Origin of the sequence: Stratiformator vulcanicus, from assembly GCF_007744515.1 — a bacterium.
In the GTDB taxonomy this organism is placed as follows: domain Bacteria; phylum Planctomycetota; class Planctomycetia; order Planctomycetales; family Planctomycetaceae; genus Stratiformator; species Stratiformator vulcanicus.
The window spans coordinates 2,030,489-2,054,541 of record NZ_CP036268.1; the positions used below are offsets into that span (position 1 = coordinate 2,030,489).

Annotated in this window: 19 protein-coding genes; 9 read left to right on the forward strand and 10 right to left on the reverse strand. The window is 59.4% G+C overall.

Features of this window, described 5'->3' with window-relative positions; all coding sequences use genetic code 11:
- The first annotated feature begins 80 nt into the window (after nucleotides 1–80).
- Nucleotides 81–1,304, forward strand: coding sequence for a CpaE/TadZ family protein (locus tag Pan189_RS07905; protein WP_145363394.1), 1,224 nt, complete (start codon nucleotides 81–83; stop codon nucleotides 1,302–1,304).
- Between the two features lie 36 nt (nucleotides 1,305–1,340).
- On the opposite strand, the gene Pan189_RS07910 is transcribed toward Pan189_RS07905, so the two are convergent.
- Together Pan189_RS07910 and Pan189_RS07915 are read right to left on the reverse strand one after the other, a co-directional pair.
- Nucleotides 1,341–1,655: a hypothetical protein gene (locus Pan189_RS07910; RefSeq protein WP_145363395.1), complete on the reverse strand. Its 315-nt coding sequence runs from the start codon at nucleotides 1,653–1,655 to the stop codon at nucleotides 1,341–1,343.
- 113 nt (nucleotides 1,656–1,768) lie between these two features.
- Nucleotides 1,769–2,266, reverse strand: a complete 498-nt coding sequence (locus tag Pan189_RS07915; protein WP_145363396.1) for a DinB family protein — start codon at nucleotides 2,264–2,266, stop codon at nucleotides 1,769–1,771.
- A 286-nt stretch (nucleotides 2,267–2,552) separates the two neighbouring features.
- Here Pan189_RS07915 and Pan189_RS07920 point away from each other — a divergent pair, with 286 nt between their 5' ends.
- A complete protein-coding gene (locus Pan189_RS07920; RefSeq protein ID WP_310821233.1) occupies nucleotides 2,553–3,956 on the forward strand; it encodes a bifunctional folylpolyglutamate synthase/dihydrofolate synthase in 1,404 nt (467 codons plus the stop codon).
- 22 nt (nucleotides 3,957–3,978) lie between these two features.
- On the opposite strand, the gene Pan189_RS07925 is transcribed toward Pan189_RS07920, so the two are convergent.
- The 3 genes from Pan189_RS07925 to pilM form a co-directional block, all read right to left on the reverse strand.
- The gene (locus Pan189_RS07925) at nucleotides 3,979–5,985 is read right to left on the reverse strand and encodes a Rossmann-fold NAD(P)-binding domain-containing protein (RefSeq protein ID WP_145363398.1); all 2,007 of its coding nucleotides are present in this window, start codon (nucleotides 5,983–5,985) and stop codon (nucleotides 3,979–3,981) included.
- Nucleotides 5,986–6,148: 163 nt separating this feature from the next.
- Nucleotides 6,149–7,633, reverse strand: coding sequence for a hypothetical protein (locus tag Pan189_RS07930; protein WP_145363399.1), 1,485 nt, complete (start codon nucleotides 7,631–7,633; stop codon nucleotides 6,149–6,151).
- A 175-nt stretch (nucleotides 7,634–7,808) separates the two neighbouring features.
- Nucleotides 7,809–9,995 carry a type IV pilus assembly protein PilM gene (pilM, locus tag Pan189_RS07935; RefSeq protein ID WP_145363400.1) on the reverse strand — a complete coding sequence of 729 codons (2,187 nt, stop codon included), beginning with the start codon at nucleotides 9,993–9,995 and terminating at the stop codon, nucleotides 7,809–7,811.
- Nucleotides 9,996–10,617: 622 nt separating this feature from the next.
- On the opposite strand from pilM, the gene Pan189_RS07940 reads away from it, so the two are divergent.
- From Pan189_RS07940 to Pan189_RS07955, 4 genes are all read left to right on the forward strand, one after another.
- Nucleotides 10,618–13,566 carry a glycoside hydrolase family 38 N-terminal domain-containing protein gene (locus tag Pan189_RS07940; RefSeq protein WP_145363401.1) on the forward strand — a complete coding sequence of 983 codons (2,949 nt, stop codon included), beginning with the start codon at nucleotides 10,618–10,620 and terminating at the stop codon, nucleotides 13,564–13,566.
- A complete protein-coding gene (gene cmk / locus Pan189_RS07945; protein WP_145363402.1) occupies nucleotides 13,563–14,222 on the forward strand; it encodes a (d)CMP kinase in 660 nt (219 codons plus the stop codon). Before Pan189_RS07940 ends, cmk begins: the two co-directional genes overlap by 4 nt.
- Nucleotides 14,223–14,377: 155 nt before the next feature.
- Nucleotides 14,378–14,746 (forward strand): SpoIIAA family protein, encoded by a 369-nt coding sequence (locus Pan189_RS07950; RefSeq protein ID WP_145363403.1) that lies wholly within the window; start codon nucleotides 14,378–14,380, stop codon nucleotides 14,744–14,746.
- A gap of 130 nt (nucleotides 14,747–14,876) precedes the next feature.
- A complete protein-coding gene (locus Pan189_RS07955) occupies nucleotides 14,877–15,242 on the forward strand; it encodes a SpoIIAA family protein (RefSeq protein WP_145363404.1) in 366 nt (121 codons plus the stop codon).
- Between the two features lie 99 nt (nucleotides 15,243–15,341).
- On the opposite strand, the gene miaB is transcribed toward Pan189_RS07955, so the two are convergent.
- The 3 genes from miaB to efp form a co-directional block, all read right to left on the reverse strand.
- Nucleotides 15,342–16,865, reverse strand: a complete 1,524-nt coding sequence (gene miaB, locus Pan189_RS07960) for a tRNA (N6-isopentenyl adenosine(37)-C2)-methylthiotransferase MiaB (protein ID WP_145363405.1) — start codon at nucleotides 16,863–16,865, stop codon at nucleotides 15,342–15,344.
- A 239-nt stretch (nucleotides 16,866–17,104) separates the two neighbouring features.
- Nucleotides 17,105–17,326 (reverse strand): hypothetical protein, encoded by a 222-nt coding sequence (locus Pan189_RS07965; RefSeq protein WP_145363406.1) that lies wholly within the window; start codon nucleotides 17,324–17,326, stop codon nucleotides 17,105–17,107.
- A gap of 56 nt (nucleotides 17,327–17,382) precedes the next feature.
- Nucleotides 17,383–17,952: an elongation factor P gene (gene efp, locus Pan189_RS07970; protein WP_145363407.1), complete on the reverse strand. Its 570-nt coding sequence runs from the start codon at nucleotides 17,950–17,952 to the stop codon at nucleotides 17,383–17,385.
- Nucleotides 17,953–18,107: 155 nt separating this feature from the next.
- Here efp and epmB point away from each other — a divergent pair, with 155 nt between their 5' ends.
- Complete coding sequence (gene epmB, locus Pan189_RS07975) at nucleotides 18,108–19,139, forward strand: EF-P beta-lysylation protein EpmB (RefSeq protein WP_310821234.1); 1,032 nt, start codon at nucleotides 18,108–18,110, stop codon at nucleotides 19,137–19,139.
- Between the two features lie 140 nt (nucleotides 19,140–19,279).
- Here the strand turns inward: epmB and murD are convergent, their stop codons facing one another.
- Both murD and Pan189_RS07985 read right to left on the reverse strand, forming a co-directional pair.
- Nucleotides 19,280–20,671, reverse strand: a complete 1,392-nt coding sequence (gene murD, locus Pan189_RS07980) for a UDP-N-acetylmuramoyl-L-alanine--D-glutamate ligase (protein WP_145363409.1) — start codon at nucleotides 20,669–20,671, stop codon at nucleotides 19,280–19,282.
- Between the two features lie 113 nt (nucleotides 20,672–20,784).
- A complete protein-coding gene (locus Pan189_RS07985) occupies nucleotides 20,785–21,297 on the reverse strand; it encodes a hypothetical protein (RefSeq protein WP_145363410.1) in 513 nt (170 codons plus the stop codon).
- Nucleotides 21,298–21,670: 373 nt separating this feature from the next.
- On the opposite strand from Pan189_RS07985, the gene Pan189_RS07990 reads away from it, so the two are divergent.
- Together Pan189_RS07990 and Pan189_RS07995 are read left to right on the forward strand one after the other, a co-directional pair.
- Nucleotides 21,671–22,936: a hypothetical protein gene (locus Pan189_RS07990; RefSeq protein ID WP_145363411.1), complete on the forward strand. Its 1,266-nt coding sequence runs from the start codon at nucleotides 21,671–21,673 to the stop codon at nucleotides 22,934–22,936.
- A 136-nt stretch (nucleotides 22,937–23,072) separates the two neighbouring features.
- The gene (locus Pan189_RS07995) at nucleotides 23,073–24,026 is read left to right on the forward strand and encodes a S1C family serine protease (RefSeq protein WP_145363412.1); all 954 of its coding nucleotides are present in this window, start codon (nucleotides 23,073–23,075) and stop codon (nucleotides 24,024–24,026) included.
- Nucleotides 24,027–24,053 lie beyond the last annotated feature (27 nt).

The window sequence follows — 24,053 nt, forward strand, 5'->3', positions numbered from 1 at the left end:
CCCTACCGGGCGAGCAGTCTCGGGCAGTCAATTTCGGGCGAACAAAACTGGTCGAATAATCGACTAAGGGATCTTGAGCTATGAAGAGCGTCGTCCGACTGGCGATCGTCGATCCGAACGACGCCTCGCGTGCCTCGGTGAAGAACATGTTGCTGGGCATCGACATGGTCTGGCTGGAGGCCGAGTGCTCCCGCTACGAATTCTTCGCCGACGTTCTGTCGCAAACCCAACCCGACATCGCGCTCGTCTCACTGGATGCCGACCCGACGAAAGCCCTCGCGTTGGTCGCCCGACTCACGCAGGACATGCCGGGCTGCGCCGTGCTGACAATGAGCCAGTCTCAGGAAGGCAGCCTGATCCTGCAGGCGATGCGGAACGGAGCGCGAGAGTTCCTTGCCTATCCGCCACAGCTCGAAGACTTTTTGGCCGCGCTCGATCGAATCAAGCAGCAGGGCGGCGCTCGCGAGGGCGAGGGTAAGGTCCGCGCCTGCCAGATGATTACCGTCGCCGGAGTCGGTGGCGGCGTCGGCTCGACTTCGCTGGCCATCAATCTCGCCTGCTGCCTGGCACAGAACGAGAAGAACGCAGTCGCAGTTATCGATCTCGATCTCGCGCTCGGCGACGCCGACGTGTGGCTCGACATCATCCCTGACTACACCATTCAGGATGTCGCCGAGAACATCACCCGGCTCGATTACTCACTGCTGAAGCGGTCGTTGACGAAGCACGATTGCGGAGCGTTTCTGCTGCCGCGACCGACGCAGATGGAAGATTCTTCGTCAATTAACCCGGAAGAACTTCGCCGAATCGCGGCGTTGCTCAAAGCCACGTTTACGCACCTGGTGATCGACATCAGCAAGTCGTACGGGGCACTTGACCAAGCGGCGATGGAGGTTTCGGACTCCGTGCTGCTGGTGACGCAGTTGGACCTGCCGAGCCTCCGCAACGTCGTGCGGCTAATGCAATATTTCGATCAGAACGAAAAACTGGCCGAGAAGATCGAGGTGGTCGTCAATCGCGTTGGTCTGGACGATAATCAGATCAGCGTGAGCAAAGCCCTCGAGACGATCGGTCGCGAAATCTATTGGGAAATTCCCAACGACTACCCGACGATGGTGGAGTCGCGAAACAATGGAATTCCGCTGATCACGCAGGCTCCCAAAGCCAAGCTGACTCGATCAATCGTCGACCTTGCCAAGAAGTTCGACCAACCATCGCCCAAGCTCGATACCACGACTTCGGCTGCGGAGCCGAAAAAGAAATCGAAGAGCCTGTTCGGCTTCCTCGGCAGCGGCGCCAAATAGAGCCGCCAAGAGACCGTAGCGCGAGCAAAGGACCTCTCAGACGCGAATGTCGAGGCCCGGCCCGCCGTCGGACCCATCCTGCTTCGGTGTTCCGTCCGCCTCGGTGGTCGTCTCTGTTTCGGGCTTCGGCTCGTGATGGGCTTCCGGTTGAGCATAGCCGGCTGATCCGTCGGCATCCCGATCGGCGGAGGTTTCGACGTCCCGCCCGTCATCGAGCGAATGCGTTTTCGCACCGGATGCACTCACGGCGCGGCTCGCGTCGGCCTGTTCGACGCGGTTTTTCTGCTCCGCCGCGTGGCCACGTGCAGCACCCGCAGCGGAAGCATTGGTCATCGGCCCGAATGAAACCATCTCGGCTTCTCCCACGATGAACCGGTTGCGATCGCGCAGTCTGCGCGATGGTCCGCATCAAGCGTAGCTCACGAATCGGCATCCGCCAATTGCGACTTCGTCCGAAGTGCGGTTCAGCGAGTCTGCTCGGGGTCGTTCAGGAACAAATTAAGGACGGCGTGCGCCTGCCCCTGATGTTGAGGTTCGTGCCAAGAGAGGATCTGCAGGCTCTTGCGGACTGTCCACTGTCGCTCGGCCAACGCCGGCGGGACGGTCTCAAGGTCTTTTTCCTCGATCGACTCGACCGTCTGAAGCAGGTTCGAACGTGTCTGCTCCAGCAGCCGTTCCAATTCGTCGGCGGTTGGGACGTTCGAGTCAGCCACACTGCCGCCGCGAAACCGCTCAATGAGGGGGCCGAGATCTGACGGACGATCGGCCAGCCGGGCCGTCGCGAAGAGCTCTTCAGTCACCGCGATATGTCCGAGATGCCAACCGATCGGAGCCCGCCCCGGCCCCGGCTGCCACGAGAGCGCTTGATCCCCTCCCGTGGCCTCGCGTGCCCGCTTGAGCAGGTCGAGTGTGCGGCTGCGGTTCAGTTCCCATTGTGACAAAATCATTTCGACGAAAGTCATCGTTTGCTCCCCAACACCGTCGATTTATCGAAACGGACCGGTGATCCGGCTCTTGCATCATTGGGGAACGTCCCCTGCGAAGTTATCTTGTCCGCATTCTGACCTCCCGGTGACTTGAAGCAAGGCCCGTGCAGATTCCGCCTCCGGCCGATTTGGCGTGGCTGCTGCGCGGGTCGTAATCATGGAAGCTGCTCGTGTTGAACGCGAAACTGGCTATTGAGTGATCGTCTATAGTGGCGAGTACGTGATGTCGCTCGCCTGATTGCCGTCCGTCGAGGAATGCTCGTTGAGTTCCACGATTGATACCTATGAAGACGCGGTCGACTTCCTGCTCGGCCGGGTGAACTTCGAACGTATTCCGGGCAAACGGCATGCGCTGCGAAACGTGAAGCTCGAACGAACCGCATTGCTGCTCGAAGGCTCAGGCGACCCGCAGAATACGATACCGGCGGTTCATATCGGCGGGACGAAAGGCAAAGGCTCGACCGCGGTCATGACGGCGGCGATTCTCTCTGCCGCCGGGGCCCGAACGGGGCTGTTTACGTCGCCGCACATTGACTGCTTCGAAGAGCGAATTCAGATCGACGGCGTTCCGATCGGCCGGTCGGAGTTCACACGTGCCGTCGCCGCCGTGGCAGATGTGGCCACGAGCCAGCGGTTCGAATCGCAGTCGCTCCGACCGACATTCTTTGAACTGTTGACGGCGGCAGCATGGTTCGCGTTTCGACAAGTCGGGGTCGAGATCGCGGTTATCGAAGTCGGGCTCGGCGGGCGGCTCGATGCGACGAATGTCTGCCGACCGGTCGTCACGGCAATCACCAACGTCAGCCTCGACCACACGGAGTTGCTCGGCGATACCGTCGAGAAGATTGCGTCGGAGAAAGCCGGGATCGCCAAACCCGGCGTGCCAATGATCACCTCTGCGATTGAGCCGGCGCTGTCGGTCATCCGCGAGCGGTGCCGATCGATCGGAGCACCGCTCGCAATAATCGAACCGACCGTAGGCAATGACCAACTCGAATCGTCAAAGGAGTCGCCCGATTGGCACCGAACCATCGCGATCCGACCTTCCGGCGAGGATTGGGGAACGCATCGACTCCCGCTGCCCGGCCGTTTTCAATGCACCAATGCCGCGGTCGCCGCCGAGTTAGCCGCGGCAGTTGCCAAGTCAGGACAGCTCCGCCCGGAAGTGGCCCGAGCGATTGGCTCCGAAGCCGTTCGCAAAGGCTGGTCGGCAGTTGATTGGCCGGCGCGGCTGGAAATTGTTCGAACGCAGCCCACGTTTATCATCGACGCCGCCCATAACGATGAGTCGATCCGTGTGATGCTCGAGGCCCTACGGGAACGACCGGAAGGGGGGACTCGCGTCGCAATTTTCGGAACGTCGACCGATAAGAATGCGACGGCGATGCTCGGTCGGCTGTCAGGTGAGTTCGCCGACATCGTGCTGACGACCGCACCTAACAACCCCCGAGCTGCGGGCCTTCATACGCTTCGAAACATCGCGTCCGAAACGACCCCAACGCGAGTCAACTTTCACGAGCGAGCGACGATCGTCGATGCCGCCGAACTGGCCGTGACCCTTGCCGGGGAGGCCGGCCTTGTTTGCTGCGCCGGTTCAATCTATCTGGCGGCCGCCATGAGAACGGCGATGTTAAGTCGCTCGGATTCCGACGCGGCACGGCGTTAAACCGATCGGCCGCCTGACTACTTTATCGCCGAATCCCCGACCCTCGCCGGGTTCGATCATTCGGCTCGTCTTCCTCCTCGTCCGACTGAAGAAAGCGGGGCCTGTCGGCATCATTGTTTGTTTCGCTGAACGCGAGTCTGTATGCGCCGACATCTGATTCGGCTTTTCGCAAATCGGCTTGTGCAGACAAACGATCTCTAAACACCAAATCCCCGTACTCGTCGACAAGTAAGACGAGCGGATTGACTGAGACGTCGCGCGGTCTCAAATCCAAGTTGTCTTTCTGCACTCGGTTGCGAAGGTAGTCGACCGGGTTTTCGAACGTGTCGAGAAGAATCGAACCGGTGCCGAAGTTAGTCGACTTATTAATGTACGATTTTGTAATCGGATCGGGCACGCTAGCCTGCCTCGTTTCGCCCACCATCGATCCAATTTCGGCGACGAACTGTTCGACAACCGGCGTTCCTTTCATCTCGTGCCACTTCAGCACGTTGAACCCCGCCGAACTGATGTCGCGAAACCCGCCGTCATCGACGCCCGCGAGAAAGTATTCCGAGTCGGGGGCGATCAGCACGGGATTTGTCGGTTCACTCCAATCGGTCTTGCGATCACGTCCCACGGCAACATCGGCGGTCAGCACCGTGTCGGCCGATCGACCAAAGTTGGGGTTCAAGACCTTAACCTTAACGCGGTAGCGGTAGGCATTGCCGGGGTCGATATCGAAATCAATATATCGAAACAGCAGCAACTTTCCCGATGCGGTGAACAAAGCCTTCAAGTCTTCGCGCGTCACGCCGACACTTTGGGCGTCGTTGGCGCGGATCGATCTGACGAACTCATCCAATTCCGATTCGTTCTGTGACAATCGCCGACGTTCGTTTCCGATGTTATAGGCAACGCCAGTCCAAGCCTGCGGCGTCACCTGCTGTTGTTCCAGAAGACGCTGACGCTGCTCCTCCTCTTTCTTCTTCAGTTGCTCGGCCATCCACTCCATCTGCTCTTTTTCTTTGTCCGTCAACTCGTATTCGAGCACGTCGGGGTGGATCGCATTGCGGCCCCACTGGCCGACGAGACGCGACGGCAACGGCATCGTGAAGACGGCGTCGGTGATCTGCGAATCGACTTCATCGACCGCGAACGAATTGGCCCGCTGCAAAATCTCGAACGCGATTTCGCGGTCGACTTTCTCCCACGAACCTGACCAAGGATCATCGCCCGCAACGGCCTGCTGACGTTCGAGTTCGAAATCGAGGAAGATCAATTTGTCATAGGCTTCGGAAGTGGAGTTCAGGTTGAGCGCGTTCATCACGCTCTCGAGTTGTTCCCGTAGCGGAAATACACCGCGAATCGAGACATATCGCCGGTACAAATCATCGGCGGCCGTCGGCGTCTGGCTCGCTGAGTTATCTCGGCCAGCTGAGTTACCTCGGCCGGCCGATAAGAACGGATCGTCCTCTGTATTCCGGCCTTCGGAGGCCCGATTCACGGAGGGGAGATCGGTGTTCCCAGTGGGAAGATCTAAATTCGTGCGAGGTCGGTCCGAACTCCCTGGAGGAGGCCCCGGTCCGGCAGCCGTGTTGTTGACCAGGTCGTATGAGGCCGACTCGGGCTTAAGGTCCAACGGGACGCGCCCGCTATCGGCGATCAGCGTCTGCACCGTGTACCATTCCGGTTCTTCGATCGGCTTGTTCGGAGGAATGATCGGCCAGAAGGTCGGCGTCGTCAGTTGGTATTCGGCCGTCGGGAGTGGCGTGAAGATATCAACCACTTCATTCACGATGTTGCTCGAAGAGGTGTTGTACTTCTCCTTCTCGCCGTCCGGCCAGACGCTTCGCTGCAGCGTCTCCGTGTTTTCCTTGACTTGGAGTTCGAAGGTACTCGGCTCGCCGGGAAATCTCATCCAGTACGTTCCCTGCCACAGCGCGAGTAGCGCCAGCAGACAGATCAATCCGAAGGCGAACTTTTCGCCGTGATCGATCATCAATTTCTTGTAGTCGGTCTCTTTCAGGGATGCGACGGAAAACTTCATAAGACTATTCCCTGTAATTTAGAGGACTCTCGACTCGTTGCGTCAGAGGGTCACGTCGACTTTGTGTTTATTCGTATCTATGAGACGCTGGATCGGGAATGAAAGTTCCGCGGATTGTCGTCACGTCAAAGAATGCAGTGATTCGGCTTGGATAAGTTCACTGTCAGGTGCCGTCCGGCAGGTCGGAATTGACCGGTGCTTCCGGTGCGACGGGTGGAGCATCACCGGTCGCGGGAAGATCGGTTTCGTTCCCGAGGCCCTCCTCATCGGTCGGAGGCATCGGTACATCAAGCTGTTCGCTGGCGGAGTTAACCGCAGGCATCGGAGTCAACGAACCGTCCGCCTCGTCTGGCACATCGCCGGGCGCGGGGGTCGGTGAGTCGGACGGCTCGACCGCTGTTTCCGGCGGGTCGGTCGGCGGAATGTCGGGGTTCACGGTCGGATCGACCTCGGCGGGGTCCGCTTCGGTTTGCTCAGGCTGTCGGTAGATCGTCAAGTCGCCGGCGATCGTGACATCCGCCAGGAACGGCTCCGCAAAGGCCGAAGCTTGATTGCCGGCGGCCCCGGTCCCGAGCGTATTCCCGCGTCCTCCGAACCGTGACTGGCTTTGCGTGTTCTTCGCGTAAACCGATCCGTTGTGGTCCTGCTGATGCACGCGAACGATTTTAACGGGATACGGATTCTCGGTCAGTTCGATCAAAAGTTCGGGAACGTAACGATGGTCAACGATGACCTTCAGGTAGAACCCGCGGGTCTTGAACGGGACGTCCGGCGCGTTCGTAACGTAGCGACCGTCGGCCCCGGCTCCCGCGGCACTTCCGGTTCCACGAAACTCTTCGGCCGGATCGAAGTCGACGGGACCAGCCGAGCGATTGTCCCTCGTTCCGCGGCCCGCGCCACCGAACGGACTGTCATCCTGATACTCTTCGGGCACGAACGATTCGGTCGGGGGGGCTTCCATCGATCCTCCTTCTGCCGCCGAAGGCAGGGCCGAACCTTCACCACCTCCATGCAATTCCAAAGCGACGATCCGCTTCAAACGCACTTTTCGGAGCGAATTTCCGCCGAATGAATTGTTGAAATCGCGGATCGACTCAAGCAGTGATCGAATCAACCAGTAATCTTCCTGCAGCGCCCATACTTGTCCGCTTGTGGGCAAAAACTGATTCCATTCGGTCGGTGCGTTCAGCGGGATCAGACTTCGCCCAAAGATAACCTCGCCTTGGCCGGTGATCGGGTTGAACGGGTTGACCGTCTCGTGCAGTCGATTCTTTTCGACTTCAAAGTTCGTGCGGTACAGGTCCAAGGCCGCGACGGGGATTTCGCCGCCGACGGGAATGCCCCGCATCGCCGCTTCGATGTCCTGCGGCCAAGTCATTTGGTCTTCTTGGACCTTCCACAGGTTCCCGCCCGCTTCTTGTAGTCGGGCCGATTGAACGGCCGCGACTTCGTCGATCCCGCCGATCCAATCATTGCTGGGCGTTCCGCTCCCCGGTTTGACCGTTATCGCCTCAAGTGTCGACCGGCGAGAATCGATCGTCTCGGCCAGCGTACCGGTGCCCATGAACCAGCCCGCGGTCATCACGATGAGACCCAGGCCGAGCAGAATCCAAAATTTGTAGGCCAAAATCGGCTTCAGCTTATCCATGGAACGATTCGCTTTGAGTTTCGATCAGTCTTGGATTTCGATTAGTTGTCTTCCGACGGTCACGGGCTCAAGCCGTCGACCTCACAGTTTGTTTCCAAATAATTCAATTTGACTGTGCTACGATCAGTCCAACTTCGTACGAAGCGCCGGACTAATTCTCTCACAGTCAAGTGCCTCAACTCTCCTGTGGAGGAGTCTCGGCCCCGCCTTCGGTTTCGCCTTCCACTCCGGCTGCATCAGCGGCTTCAGGGGCTTCGGCAGGTCGGGTGTCTTCCGGCGTCGGAGTCCAGCAGAACTGAATCGTAAACGTCGTGCGATAAATCGGTTTGTCCGTAGGATCTGTATTGTTGGGATCGGTTCCTGCGGGCGGATTACCACGATTGGTGTTGCCGAAGTTGTTGTCGGGCCGACCGGCGAAACTATTGCCGAGACCGCCTAATCCTGGGATCCCGCCGGGGCCTGAGCGACTTGGTGCCCGCGCCTTGCTACGCTCGGCCAGGATCGCTTTCGGATGACGAACCTGTTCGTAACCCTGGTCGGTCATCGTGGCATGGCTGATACCAATTTGTCGGACCGGAACGACCAGTTCTTCTTCCAAGCCATCCTTATCGACGTCATCGACCACAGTCACCTGAAATTCGTTGAGCGGGTCGACGAAGTTTCGCAGGACGAAACCGGTCCGCCGACGATTGACCCGATCGAGTGGGTCGGTCGCTTCATCCGATGTGTCGTGGAAGTGCTCTCCGGTCAACGTAAACAGGTAGCCGGCACCGGCCGGTGCCGCTGCCTGGTCGCCCTTGAGCATGTGCGTTTTCGTTTGCTGCGGCAGGCTGCCGAACCACTCCGCAAAGCTCTCGAGCCTTTGCGCCGTGATGGAATTAATCCGGATGCGTCTTTGACTCGTCACGTCGGTCAGGTCGAGTCGGTCACCGGTATCTCGCGGCAGGCAGGCGTTAACGGCGCGATAGACTTCGAGCCAGTAGTCGCGCCGTTCAATATTTCCGAGCAGTCGATTGCCGCGATCGACGATGTCGGCATATTCGGTCTCTTTGCCCTGATATGTCTGTTTGAGTGAGTCGACCGTTGAGTTGTGCTGCGACACGTTCGTTTCCGTCGACTTCCATCGCGCCTCGCTGACCGATTGCATCACGTTGCCGAAGCCGATGGCTGAGACGCCGAACGCCAACAGCAACACGGCCGCGGCGGCAACGCCCCAAGGCTTCTTGCGACGAATCTCGCGGGCCAAGGCGATCTCGGGCGGCAGCAGCGTTGTTCTGATCGTCGTCTGGTCCATCGCCTGCAGGGCGAGACCGTAAGGCACGACGAAGCTCAGGACATTGTCTTTGAACAGGTCGTCATCAAGGACCTTGTCGCCGACGGCGGCATCGAACGTTTCGATCCGCTCGACGTCATACTGCAGGTTTTGCTGCAAGAACTTCTGAAGCCCGGCGAGCTTGAATCCGTTTCCGGCGCCGAGGAGCTTCACAATTTTCGCGCTGCGATTGACGCTCGAAAAGTAACCAATGGAGCGCTGCAGTTCGGCCACGTAGTCATTGAAGACCGGCCGGAGTGCCTGAAAAACCGCCCGCGGATCGGGACTCTTCGTGGCATTGCACTTGAGGTGTTCCGCCTTCGCGAACGTCAACTTCATGCCTTTGACGAGCGCCCGGGTGAAATGATTTCCGCCGATCGGCACGTTGCGGATCCAAATCTTCTTTCCGTTCGTGACGACGAGCATCGTTTGGTCGGCGCCCATATCGCACACGACAATGTGCTCATCATCGTCCACTTCGATCTCTTCGCCCGGGCGAATGCCGAGTCGATCGAACGTGACGAAGTTGAACAGCGCCAGCGGCGAAATCTGAACGAGCTGCACCTCGACTTTGCGATCCAGAAATGGCTTGATCGTCTTCTCAACCAGATCGCGTTTCATCGCGAACAGGCCGACTTCGGCCTCAAGGATGTATCCGCTTTCTTCGGCCGCACCGCCGAGCGTTTGATAGTCCCAGATCACCTCATCGAGCGCGAACGGAATCTGCTGCTTCGCTTCGTATTGAACGATCTGCGCGACTTTGGAGGTCTCAACCGGCGGCAACTGGATGAAGCGTGCCAGCGCACTGTGGCCCGGGGCGGCGATGGCGATGGAGTCGCCGCGAATGTCGTTGCGGGCGAGAAACGTCTCGATCGCCTGCGGAATCAGTTCTTCCGGTACCGCGTCGGGCTGGCTGAGTAGTTTCGCGTGCGGCACGTAATCGAACGCAACGGCGATGACCTGTTTGGCCGCCTCCGCGTAGCGCAGCCGGATCGCTTTCAGACCGGCCTGACCGACTTCGATTCCCCAGCAACCGCGCTCTTCAGCCATGTGAGGCTCCGAAAATCCCGTGACAGTGAAACGTCAGTGTAAAGTCAATTCCGGCAGTTCCGACATCGAATGATCGAGCACGAGTTCTGCTCCCGCTCGGCGACCGGCAATCACCGACACCGAGGTCCCCGACCAAAATTCGTGATCATTGAAAATATCGAACTGCGATCTCCGGGAACCCGGAATTCGGAAAATGTTCGCGATGGAACAACTTACGTCGATCGATACGTCGAACTAAGGGTATCGCCGCAACTTCCGTCCCGTCAATCGCCGAACCCTCCGTTGTCAGATTCCAAGCGGAGCCGCCGGTGCAGTCGTCCCTGTCGTTACCGTCGGCACGTTTTTCAGAATCGCAGTCCTCATTTTGACGCTGGTGAACGAGCGATTGTTCCCGGCCAAACCGAGATGCTTCAAATTGTGATGTTTCAAAAACAGCGGATCGATTCTGATCGTCGGCGGTCACGCGCATCCTTGCCGCGTCAGTGATACGATACCGCGACGTATTTCGTGTGAGAAATCGCCCGGTGGTCGACGCTTCCCAACCCGCCGAGGAACGTTCCAGACCGCGATAAGCAATCATCGCGCACTGTTTGAGTATTAACTGTTCGAGTATTTTCACGGCATGTCAGCAAACTCGCCGCTCATCCTTCTGCCGTCGCACGGGCTCGACGATTTTCCGCTCGAATTGGAGGAGGCGTCGGCGGTCAATCTGCTTGACGCGTTCGCCGCGGTATTCGATCCAATTGTCTTGGCTGCAGCCAAAGGACTGTGGGATGCCGAACCGGCAGAATTCCCTACGCGGCATATCGGCGAACGCGTCATCGTGATTCCGGAAGCGGCAAAGTCCTGGCTGCAATCCGATTGGATGTCTCGGGCAAAAACCGACGCGCGCTCGGTGATCGATTCGTGGGAGGACCGCGACGATCTGATTGCGAAACTCCGTGACGCTTTTGCGGAAGACGCGCAGCCGCCGCAAAGTGACTCAACTGATCCCGGCGAATCTCACGAGTTCTCTGACGAATCAGTTTCGGGCTCCCTGTCATTCGACCTTGCCGCAGACTTTCACGCCCTTGGCACGATCTATCTCCAAATTCAATTGCTGACGCGGCGGATGCACTACTACGACGATCCGGAGGATACCCGGATCGCCGACGCCGCCATCGAAGCCGCCGCCGCGGCTGTTGCGGGGGACGAGGAAGTCGCCCGTAAGTCGCTCGGCTCCGTCTTCGAATTGCTTTTGGAAGCTCGAGAGCGACTTTATCCCGTCGAAGGCTTTTTGCTCGATCTGTGCCTGTTGGTGCCGAAGCTGGCGAATGTCGAATGGCTTTCGAAGACGATCAGCGGCGGGCCAGTCTCCATTTTGGCGGACGGAAACGACTGGCCGGAAATGGCCGAAGCTTCGCCGGAGTTCATCGATCGATTGCGTGAAGGACTGCAACAAGGCGGCGTGTCGATTGTCGGAGGCGAGTGGCGGTCTGATGGCGGGATCGTCGATTCGGTCGATAGCTCAATCGCGCGACTTCGAACCGGGCGGGCGGCGGTTGCGGAGACGCTCGGTGCCTCACCGACGTGTTGGGCTCAGCGTCATTTCGGTCTCGGACCGCTCACGCCGCTGGTTCTCAACCGCACCGGTTACAAATCGGCCCTGCATCTGCTGCTCGATAACGGGACGATGCCCGACGAGGAGTACTCGCAATTTCAGTGGACCGGCAGCGACGACAGCACCATCCCGGCATTGTCGCGGATGCCGATCGCGGCGAACTCCACAGCAGGTTTTCTTCGACTGGCCGATCGGCTGGCCGAGTCGATGGATGCCGACCAGTCCGCGGGCATCGTTTTCGTGCGTTGGCCCGGCGAAGCATCACGCGTGTTTCATGACCTGCAGCGGGCCGCGCGCTACGCTCCCGTCCTCGGTAAATTCGTCACGTTTGATAAGTACTTCGAAGCGATCGAAGCGCCGTATCGAACCGGGCAATACGACGCTTGGGAATACGTCTCGCCGCAGTTGGTGCGAGACGTCGCCGCCGGACGACCCGATCCAATTTCCCGCCCGGCACGGCAGCGCGCACAGTACGAGCGATTGAAAACGCAGGCGGCATTACGGGTGTTCTCACAATTGCTTGGTCTGCGGGAGCAGGGGCAATCGATCGACGCTGAACTCGACGCCGCTTTGATCGACGGTTCCCAGGATCGCGCGGAAGGTGACGAGCCGACTCTTGACTCGGACTTGTCGGAAACAGAAGCCGACGACGTTCGGTTGCCGCGTCGCTTGGCAGAGCTGATTTCCTCTGGCGGTGAAGAGGCTCGCGGCATTCTCGTCCTGAATCCGCTCGCGCAACCGCGCCGGACGTGGGTCGGGGTTGGCGATGATCAGCCCCTCCCGTCTCCCGGCGAATCAATTCTGCACGTCCAACCGGTCGGTCCCCATCGCGGCTTTGTGGCCGATCTCCCGGCCGCCGGCTTTCTGTGGTCAGCCGTTTCCGATAGCGCCGCGTCGACCGGGGCTTCGGGCTCGAATCGCAAACGCCGCAGGCAGCCTCCGCTTGCCGAAGAAGGGCTGCTGCGAAACGATTTTTTCGAGGTCGGCATCAGTTCGGCCACCGGCGGGATCGGCTACGTGCGTGACCACAACACACGTCCGAAACGGCTCAGTCAGCAATTGGCGTTTCGGTTCCTTCGTGAGCGATTGATCGAATCGCCCGAGAGTGATTTTGCCGAGCGGACGGCCTATTCACGAAGTCGCTGCCTGTCGCAAAAAGTGCTTTGCGACGGCCCCGCGGTCGGAGTCATCGAAACCGCCGGCGAGATCGTTGACCAACAGGACGATCGAGTTCTTGCGGGATTTCGTCAGCGATTCCGCGTCACGCGTGGGATTCCCGAAATCGAAATTGAGATTGAATTGGACATCCGGCACGAACCGGTCGGCGATCCGTGGTTCAGTTATTACGCCTGCCGATTCGCCTGGGGTGACTCGTCCGCGCCGATCTTGCGGAGCCATGCTCAGCAGTGCCATCAGCATCGCGGGCAACGCATCGAGGCCGCCGATTTCGTGGAGGTCATTGAAGACCGCAAGAAGCGGATCGCGATCTTCCCGCTCGGACGGTGCTTCCACCGGGAGTCCGACAATCGCATGCTCGACTCGATTTTAGTCGTACCGGGCGAGTCGACGCGTCGGTTTCGATTTGTCGTGCGGTTTGACGATGGCCATCCGTCGCGGGCATCGGCGGCGACGATGCAGCCACCAGTGCTCATTCCCGTCGATCGTATTCCGGCGACCCCCGCTTCCTCTGCATGGCTCGGCCGGGTCGACCCGGCGAATGTCGTACTGACACGTCTCCAACCGGCGTCATCCGAAGACGCGGGGGTCGCTATCAAGGCGCGGTTGGTCGAGACCGAAGGCATCGGTGGTAACTGCCGCATCAGCCTCTGCCGGATGCCCGGTTCGGCGCGGAAGATCGACTTCCTCGGTGAGACGATCGCCGAGTTGGAGATCACCGATGACCGGGTCGAAGTTCCGCTTACGCCGTATGAAGTCGCCGACGTCGAAATTTCGCTGAAGAGTTCGCAATGATCATCACGATCGACGGCCCCGCGGGATCAGGCAAGAGCACGGCGGCGCGGCTGCTTGCGGAGAGACTAGGGTTCGAGTTTCTCAATACCGGCGCAATGTATCGCGCGATCGCGTTTCGCGTTCTCGCTCAGGGTATCGATCCATCCGATGACGAACGTGTCGTGCAATGTGCCGAGAGCGCCGCGATCCGCTTTGAAAAAGGCCGCCTGACTCTCGACGGGGACGACATCACCGACGCGATCCAGTCCGAGTCGGTCTCGCTCGCCGCCTCGCAAGTCGCCGTCAACCCCGCCGTCAGGGAGGTGCTGGTCGGATTGCAGCGGCGGGCGGCTGAGGGAAAGCGAATGGTATCGGAGGGGCGAGATCAGGGGACGGTCGTGTTCCCGGGTGCCGAGGCGAAGTTCTTTCTGACCGCGACCGCCGAATGCCGCGCTCGACGTCGGCAGGCGGAACTGGCTCAGCGGGGCGAAGAGGTCGAGTTCGAATCGCTTCTCGCCACGATTCGTGAGAGGGACGAGCGCGACGTCAGTCGAGCCGTCGCCCCGCTTGTCCCGGCCGATGACGCGGTCGAAATCGATACGTCAGAGATTACGGTCGCCGAACTCGTCGACCAACTTGCGACATGCGTCCGCGATCGCCTGCCTGAGTCGATCTGAAAAATAGATTAGCATCGTAGGTGGCCATCGGCCCGACTCGGTTCTGTTCAGGAATTGCTTGCTTGGGAAATTGCTCAAGCGTAGCTTAGTTCCTTATCCCATTCCGCTTGTTGAGTGCGACCATCGCTCCTGTCGCCGTCGGAGAAAGTCCACAAATGGCCGATGAGATCGATGTCACGATCGACGAAGACCTCGTCGAGGTCCACGCGACCGGCAAGCTGACGAGGCAGATGTATGAAGACCACATGCCCCGGCTCAACGAGGTGATCGATAAGTATGGCAGCCTGCGAATCCTATTTTTCATGAAAGACTTCCAGGGTTGGTCGGCTGACGGACTGTGGGAGGACATCAAGTTCGAGTCGAAGCACGGCGGCGATATCAGTCGACTCGCAATCGTTGGTGAATTGCGCTGGCACGCCGGGATGGCGGAAGTTTGCAATATGTTTACTTCGGCTACGGTCAAATACTTTGATCCCGGTGATCTCGAGGTAGCCCGAGAGTGGATAGCCGCAGATCCGAAATGATGCGTCCGGTTTCGCCTCGGCCGGGAACTTCCACTCATCGGAATTCCGCGAGCAGCGCCCGATTGCGATGCGGCCTCGCGAATTATACCGTGACGAAAGTTACACGTTCCGGGTTCGGGGAGTCCCTCCAATGACTGACGCGATTGAAGTCAAAACCGCTGACGATCTGGTCGAAGTTCACGCCACCGGTCACCTGACCCACCAGATGTACGTCGAAATGGTCGGGCGGATTGATGAGGTCATCAAGGCCAACGACAAGATCCGGGTGCTGTTCGTGATGCACGACTTCAAGGGTTGGACCGCCGGGGCCCTGTGGGACGACATCAAGTTCGACATGGCCCACTGGAAAGACATCAAGCGGCTCGCCATCGTCGGCGAATCGAAGTGGGAAGAGGGCATGGCCGTCTTCTGCAAGCCCTTCACCGCCGCCAAGCTGAAATACTTCGACCACACGAAGCTCGACGACGCCCGCGAGTGGATCGTCAGCGACGACTAATCGCTGCGGCACGAAACGAACAAGCCGCGCACGAAGTAAGCGGATCAGAGGCGACTCTCCCGTATATCCGCTTACTTCGTGCGCGGCTTGTAGGGGCGCCTATGTGAGGATCGGCAGGCCGACGTCGCAGCCGTGCTGGACGTCGTGTGTGACGATCGAGCCGATCAGCGTGGTCGTCGTGCAGTCTTCAATCGCAATCTCGGTGGAACTTCCCGCCAGTCGCGGGTTGCCCTCGAAGACCACAATCCGATCGCAGCGCGTTCGGCCGGAGAGCTGAATGGCGGGACGCGCATCTTGAGATGAGGGAGAAGCGTTTGCGTCTTCCGCTTTCCGTTTTCCGCTTTCCGCTTTTGACTCGCCTTCCACGAAGACCTTCACGCTCTTCCCGATGAACTCCGCGTTGTCCTCTTCGCTCACGGCGTTCTGGATGGCGAGCAGTTCGTTGTTGCGGCGTTTCTTATCGGCTTCGGGCACATCGTCTGCGAGCCGGTCAAACGCTTTCGTGCCGGGCCGCGGGCTGTACTTGAAGATGAAACTGTTCTTGAAGCGGAACTCCTGAATCGTCGCGATGCTCTTATCGAATGACGCTTCCGTCTCGCCGGGATGCCCGACGATGAAGTCGCTCGAGACACTGCAGCCGGGCACGATCTCGTTGATGCGGTCCATCATCTCGCGGTACTGCGCGACGGTGTAACCGCGCTTCATCAGTTTGAGTACGTCGTCGCACCCCGATTGCAGCGGCACATGCAGATAGTGCATGCACTTGGGCAGATCGCGAATGGCTTCGAGCAAATCGCTGCCCATGTCGCGGGGGTAGTTGGTGACGAACTTGATCCGCTCGATGCCGGGCGTGTCGTGAATTTTGTGAAGCAGGTCGCTGAGCCGGTAGAGGCGACCCTCTTCGGTGTGCTTGTAACTGTTGACCGTCTGTCCGAGCAGCGTGACCTCTTTGACGCCCTGCTCCGCCAGAATGTCGACCTCCGCGGCGATGAGAGTCGGCGGCCGGCTCTGCTCAGGGCCGCGGGTCATCGGGACGACGCAGTAAGTGCAGAATTTGTCGCAGCCGATCATGATCCGCACGAACGCCTGGTGCGGCGTCGGCCGCATCTGCGGTTCACGCGTCGGATCGTAGCTCTCGAAGCTGTCGGCGACCTCGACCCGCTTGCCATCGCGTCGACCGAGGCTCAACGCTCGTTGCCGTCGCCGCGTCTGTCGGGCCTCGGCAATCAGATTTGGAATCTCGGCGAGTTGGCCTGTCCCGGCAATTAGATCGACATGGGGAGCCCGGCGGAAGATGATGTCCTGGTCTTTTTGGGCCATGCAGCCCATGACTCCGATGACCAGGCCCGGTCGCTGCCGCTTCGCATATTTTAGCCGGCCGAGCAGGCTGTAAATTTTGTGCTCAGCCCGTTCGCGCACGCTGCAGGTATTGAACAGGATCGTATCGGCCGACTTCATATCGTCGGTCAGTTCATAGCCCTGGCGGCGGAGCGCTCCGACGACGAGTTCGCTGTCGAGCACGTTCATCTGGCAGCCGACCGTCTCGATGAAGAGCTGACGGTTGTGTGTGTCGGCCGTGTTGGCGTTTGTCGTGTCGGTCGCGGTTGGAAGGGGCGAAACCATGAGCTTTGCCGTTAAATCTAAAGTTGAAGAAGTCGCTGCGGCGGAGGGAAGTAGCTAAGCTGATGAGTACGATTCCAGAGGTCAACCACCATCTGCCGTGCGGATCGTTGATGAACTAGAAGCGATTTCAATACCAGCCAGAGGCGCAAGCCGACGGTCGAATAACCAGCGATTTTCCCGACGGCTTGCGCCTCGGGCTTGTATGATAGACGAATTGAAACTGCTTTTGGCGCGATGGCTCACGCTGCTTTGGATGCTTCTTTCTCCAATTTTTCGCGGGCCTCTTTTTCGGCTTCTCTTTGTTTTGCTTCCTCGCGAGCCTGGCGGCTCAAGTCATCGCGGAGTTTTCGGTTCAACCTTTTCCACGTCGCCCGTTCATGATCCCGCGTCATGGAAATGAAAATTTTGAACGCGAGAAACCCCGCGATCGCATAAATCAGGTGCGGCATGAAATCGACCATCACGACGTCCCTGTCGGATCGGATGCCAACGCGACATTGCGCGAAGCAGAAAGTGATTAGTTCTTGACGCGTTCGACGTAGCTTCCGGATGCGGTATCGATCTTGATGACGTTGCCTTCTTGAATGAAGGCGGGCACCTGCACTTCGGCGCCTCCTTCAACCGTTGCGGGCTTCGTCACGTTGGTCGCCGTATCGCCGCGGGCGGCCGGTTCCGTATAGGTGACCGACAACATCATGTGCTGCGGCGGCGTCATGTCGATCACGTTACCGTTATACAGCAACAGATCGACCTCGGCGTTCTCTTGGATAAATCGCATCTTGTCGGCGACCGAATCAGTCGGCAATGCGTACTGCTCGAACGTCTGCGACTCCATGAAGACGTAGCTGTCGCCGTCGCGGTAGAGATATTGGCCGGTCGTCTTTTGAATGTCCGCGGCATCGAGCGAATCGCCGCTGCGGAACGTCCGGTCGAGAATTCCGCCTCGCAATAAGTTGCGAAGTTTCGTCTTGTAGAGCGCTTGACCCTTGCCCGGCTTTACGAAATTGACTTCGATGATTTCATACGGCTCTCCCTCGACCTCCAGCTTGAGGCCTTTGCGAAAGTCGTTGACGTTGACTGTTGCCATGGGTTTTTCTGCGTGCCGAGCGTAGTCGATGAAACGATCGTCCGTCGGATCGAACGGAGGACCGTGTTGAAGAAGGCGGAAGTACTTAAGACAGAAACACGGACGGCGGAACAAGTTCGGTCCGAAGTCCGGTTTCGGAGAGGATAGCAGAGTTGGTGGAATTGGAAAATGTCGGGGCGCCGCGAGTTTCCGGCGATTTGGTCGGGCGGCGACCGGCCTATTTCGAGTCGCTCGCCCGTTCGATTCGTGACCCGGCGGAATTGCTGCGACGGCTCGATCTATCAGACGAATTGCTGCCCGCGGCCGTCCGTGGGGCGACGGAATTTCCCCTGCTAATTCCCGAAGACTACCTGAAACGGATGTCGCCCGGCGATCCGCTCGATCCGCTGCTGCGGCAGGTCCTACCACTTGATGAGGAGTTTGCAAGAGCCGAAGGGTTCGTCGACGATCCCGTCGGCGATTCCGCCGCCAGGCAGGTTGACGGATTGATCTCCAAATATCCCGGCCGGGTACTGCTCGTGTTGACCGGCTCGTGCGCGGTCCACTGCCGTTATTGCTTTCGCCGGCACTATCCGTACGAATCCGAACCGCGGCAGCCGCGCGATTGGGAACTGGCATTGGAGACCATTCGCCGTGATTCGACGATCCACGAGGTCATACTCAGTGGTGGCGATCCGCTGATGCTGACCGATACTCGACTGGCCGAATTCCTCGCAGCGATTGAAGAAATCCCGCATTTGAATCGGTTGCGGATTCACAGCCGGCTCCCGATCGTGCTGCCGGATCGCGTGACCGACGAGTTGATCGCGATGCTGAGTAAGACCCGGCTGACGCCGATCGTAGTCGTCCACGCCAACCACCCAAATGAAATTGCCGGGGCGTGTTCCGACTCGCTGGGTCGATTGGTGCGTTCGGGGATCACCACGCTGAATCAGGCCGTGCTGCTTAAAGGTGTCAATGATTCGGCTCAGTCGCTCATCGAACTCAGCGAGCGACTGATCGATCTGGGTGTGATGCCCTACTACCTGCACCAACTCGACCGCGTCCGCGGTGCCGCTCACTTCGAAGTCAGCGAATCGACGGGGCGAAAACTCGTCGCCCAGATGCGAAGTAAATTGCCCGGCTACGCCGTCCCGCAATACGTCCGCGAGATCGCCGGTGAGGCGTCCAAGACGCCGCTTTTTTGAAGGAAAAAGCCCCACAAGCCGTGCCCCCAAAAGCCGCGCACGAAGTAAGCGGATGAAAAGGGAAGTTGGCCCCGTGATCCGCTTACTTCGTGCGCGGCTTGTCGAGAACCGTTGATACGGATCGCTTTCATCAAATTCGCTTAAGCCGCTTGTGCGCTATCTTCGGCCGCGATATCTGCGACGCATTCGCGGAAGGTCATTCCGCGATCTCGATAGTCCTGAAACTCGCCGTAACTGGGGCAGCCGGGAGACAGCAATATCGTGTCCCCGTTCCTCGACTCACCCCATGCCCTGAGTACGGCGGCGCGAAGAGTACTGCAGCGGATCGTCCGAGCCTGCGGAGCAAAGTCTCGGAGCAGGGTCTCGATCTGAATCGCCGTTTGGCCGATCAGATAGATGGCCACGCTTGATCGGGCCGCCGCGTCGACGAGAGGGCGGAGATCGATGTCGCCATCGGCTCCGCCGACAATCAGGCGGAGTGGTTTCGGCGTGGCCTCCACGGCGGCGACCGTCGCCCGCGGCGTTGTTGATTTGGAATCGTCGACAAACGTGCGGCCGAGCGTCTGGCCGACCTGCTCCAGACGATGCGGTAGTGGTGCGAATTCGCGAAGGCCCGTCGCGATCGCATCAATATCAACGCCGGCCGCCAATGCGGCGGTCGCAGCGGCCGCCGCGTTTTGTGACTGATGAGGCGAATCGAGCGTCGGCGGAAGCGTCAGTGAAGTCGACACTTCCTGGTGCGACAGCTTGATTTCACCGTTCTTGACAATCGCGGTCGATTGAGTGCTCGGCCCGCCGGAGAATGTCAGCCTGTTGCCGAGAGTCTCCCACCGGCTGACGTCGAGGTCATCGGCGTTGAGCACCGCCGCGTCATTCGGCGTTTGATAGGCGAGAATCGTCTGCTTCGACTGGCGGTAGTGCTCGACCGTGCGGTGCCAGTTCAAGTGGTTTGGTACGAAGTTCGTGACGACCGCGATCTCGGGGCTGACTTTCAGACGGCGTAGACCGTGCAACTGAAAGCTGCTCAGCTCGAGGACCACCCAGTCTTCCGGCTTGATGTCGTCGACTTCGCCGAGCAGGCTGTGGCCGATGTTGCCACCGAGGTGGCCGCCAAGACCTCCCGCCCGCAGCATGTCCGCGATCAGCGTGGCCGTCGAGGATTTCCCGACGGTGCCCGTCACACCAATGATCGGCGAACGCTTCGCGTTCCAGAACAGTTCGATTTCCGAGGAGAGCCGGACGTTCGCGAACGACGCCATCTTCAGGAAAGGACTGGACGGCGCGACCGCCGGGCTGACCACGACCATGTCAGTATTGACGAAGTCGTTCTCACGGTGACCGCCGACGTGGATGCCTTCGAGCGGGACGTCATCGAGCGCGGCCAGTTCATCGGCCAACTCCGCCTCGGTCCGAAGGTCGGTGACCGTCACGCGTGCGCCGTGGTCGGCGAGATAGCGCGCGGCTGCGGTTCCGCCGCCGAAGCGGCCCAGTCCCATCACTGTGATTCGGCATCCGTGGTATGTGCTGCTCATAGGCAGCGCATACCAGAAAAGCCCGTCATCGCGATAGATCGAATTGAGAAGCGGAGCAGCGGGGGACGCCGTTTTAATGAGGTCCCGTGCTCGCACTGCGGGCTTGTCCGACTTTAATCGTCGTAATCGACTTCGACGTAGTCGCGCTTCGTTCGGATTTCGACCTCGTATTCGCCGTAGTCGAGCTCGATTTTGCGGCCGTTCTTAGTGACCTTCAAATCGGGGCACGGTCCCGGCGGGATGCAGACTTCCACAAAAACGATGGCCGGCTGCTGTGGGCAATCCGCACAGGGATCGGGCGGCGGCTGACACGGGTCGAGCACGGCAACGATCTGCTTAACCCCACACGGGTGGATATTGTCGAAGTCCTTATACTTCACTTTGCCATACAACCCGATCGGCTGAATCGGTTGCGGTGCGTAGTGCGGAATGTAGGCCCCGCCGCCCGGTGCGGGAGGAACGGCGTACGTGGGGCCGACCGGTTGCGGCTGAGAGACAGCGACGATCTGGCCGAGGCCGGTCGTGTCGATCTCAGGCCCGCGGTGGAACAGCGAGCCGAACAGGTCGGCACTGGCCGAACCATTGCTCAAGCAGAAAGCGGCTACGATGAGCGGGAGAAATTTCATTGGGGTACCGTATTGGTTCAAAACCGTACTGGTTCAATTCTGACGTGCTGTCGGGTCGGTACTGTCGATCGGCCGCGGAAAACAGCAGTTTCTCTATATTAACATAGGGGCCGTTCACACCGTCAGGCAAATGGCGATCTGTCGATTCGGCAAAAATTTTCCTTTCGCCGCTTTCTTGGGTTCGAGCACATCCGGATGATGCCAAAACGCAACGCCCGGTTGCGGCTGGAAGTCGGCGATCTGATAATCTCACTCCACGATATTCTTCGATCGTCGCCACGACTGACTCCACTCCCAGATTCGACTTCTCCGGTGGAACGAGGCAACATCAGCGGCGATTTCGATCCCGGCTCCGCCGCCGCGAGTAACGACCATGAAAGTTCATCCGCGAAGCCCGGCGAAACGGTTCGAAGTAAACGACCGTCGCTTTGATAGTCAGGGGGCAACGTTGAGTGGCGAGCGATTCGGACTCCGACTCACTTCATTGCGGATCGCACGAGCAGCAGCGGCGATCGTGATGTCCGTCGTGCTTGTCGGCTGTGGCGGATCGGGAGACGGACCGGACGGGTCCGGAACGCCGGTCGCCGGTGATGGCGCGGCAAGTAACACTCCGGCTGCAAACGGAACAGGCACCGCCAGCCCCTCTTCTTTCGGGACTCAGGCGGCTACGCAAAACGGCGGAGACGGTCCGCTCAGGGTGTTGCCGAACGGGCGACTCACGTTCCCCGGCGCTATCCCGCTGGACGCCTACGGAGACGTGCGGGCCAGTACTTCGTCGACCGGAGTCATTTCGGGGGTCGCTTCCCAACCTCCGGGTTCGCAGACGGGCGGTGGAAATTCGGGGATGTCGGGAAGCCCGGCTGTCGTCGGCAATCCACCCGCCAACGTTCCGTCGACTCCACCGACCTCTTCGACCGCTGGCGGCTCGGCCCTCTCCTCATCGAACTGGGGTGACGCGGTATCTATGACGGTCCTGACCGAGGAAATATCGTCGCTGAGTAATGATCTCGCCGCGGTTCTCATTTCAGTGGGCAGTTACAATCGCGGGTATGAGCAGGTGCAGCTCGGCGGTGAAGTTCTCGCGGCAATGTGTGACATCGTTGCGGCTCATCCGGAGTCGGTCTCGTGGAAGGCCGACGCGTTACTGGCCCGCGATCGCGGGACCGCCGTCGCAGCCGAAGCAACCGGTTCGGGGCGTTCGAAGTTCGCTCCGACTCAGCTCGCGTTCGAGCAATTCTCTTCGATTCTCAACAACAATCGCCCGCCCGGATTGCCGGAGCCCGACGCCGATCTGCCGCGGTCAGAGATCGCGGCGCGAGGTCAATTGATGCAGCGGATGGACGCGGCGTTCTCCCGATTGCGGCAGGCTTCCGGCGACTCGTCCGGGTTCGCGGCGAACTCGGAGGAACTGGCCCACGAAGCGGCAGTCCTGGGCCTATTGATGAAGTACACCACCGGGGGAGATTACGCCGACGTTGAAGTGGCTCCCTATCGAAGCACGGCTGCGAAACTGATTGACGCGTCCGACGAGGCCGCGTCAGCCGCGGCGATCGAGCAGCACGCGGCTTTCAAATCAGCCGTCATTGCGATCGAAGCGACCTGCACCGAGTGTCACCAGCAGTACCGCTTCGGTGGTTGAGCGTGTTTGATCAGGGCGCGACACGTGACTGGAATAGGCGAACGGTGGTCGAATTGAACCGGCGCCGTAAGAATGGGCGTCGACCGGAATGAAGCCTTCACGCGTAAGTCATGATACACGACGGGCGATTGTGAGTATGAAAGATCGACTCTTGTCGGGCGGCCTGCGATTGATTGCGGCGAGCATTATGCTTTCCGCTATCGCCGGGGCGGATGTGATCGAGCTGAAAAGCGGTCAGTCGATCGAGGGGGACGTGCTGAAAAATGACGGGGCGAATCTTTATGTCGACGTAGGCGTCGATGTCGTTCGCGTCCCACTCACGGAAGTCGCACGTCGATCGGACAGTCGCAAAGAGTCTGAAGAAGTCGGCGACAGCGGTATCTATTCCACCGCGCGACTGAAGCGCCGCGAGGTCAAAACGCTGGCGGAGGAATACGGCTCCGGTGTCGTACTGGTGCAGACCCCCGGGGGCCTGGGGTCCGGATTTATCATCAACGACGACGGATATTGCGTGACGAACTGTCACGTGATTGAGGGCGAAACGCAGATCGCCGTCATCCTCTACGAGAAGCGAGACGACGGAACATTTCGACGCCGTCGGGTTCGCGAGGTGAAGATCGTAGCCCTGAACCCATTCTTCGATCTGGCGATTTTACAGATTCCCAAGCAGGACGATCTCGATTTCCAACCCGTTTTTCTTTCGAAGGATGCGGATTATCGCGAAGGCGACGCGGTCTTTGCGATCGGCAACCCGCTCGGGTTGGAACGATCGGTTTCGCAGGGGATCGTCGGAAGCCGAAATCGAAATTTTGAAGGTCTCGTCTACATTCAGACGACGGCCCAAATCAACCCGGGGAACTCTGGCGGCCCGCTGTTCAATACCCGCGGCGAGGTCATCGGTGTGACGAACATGAAATTGCTGTTCGGCGAGGGACTCGGCTTCGCGATCCCGGTCAATTACGTCAAAGCCTTTCTCGATGAATATCAGGCGTTCGCCTACGACAAGACGAATCCCAATACCGGCTATCGCTATCTTGAACCGCCTCGACGGCAGGATCGTGCGGCCACGCCCCGGCCTGACAAAGATTGATCGCGACGAATTGAAACGGAATCAGGC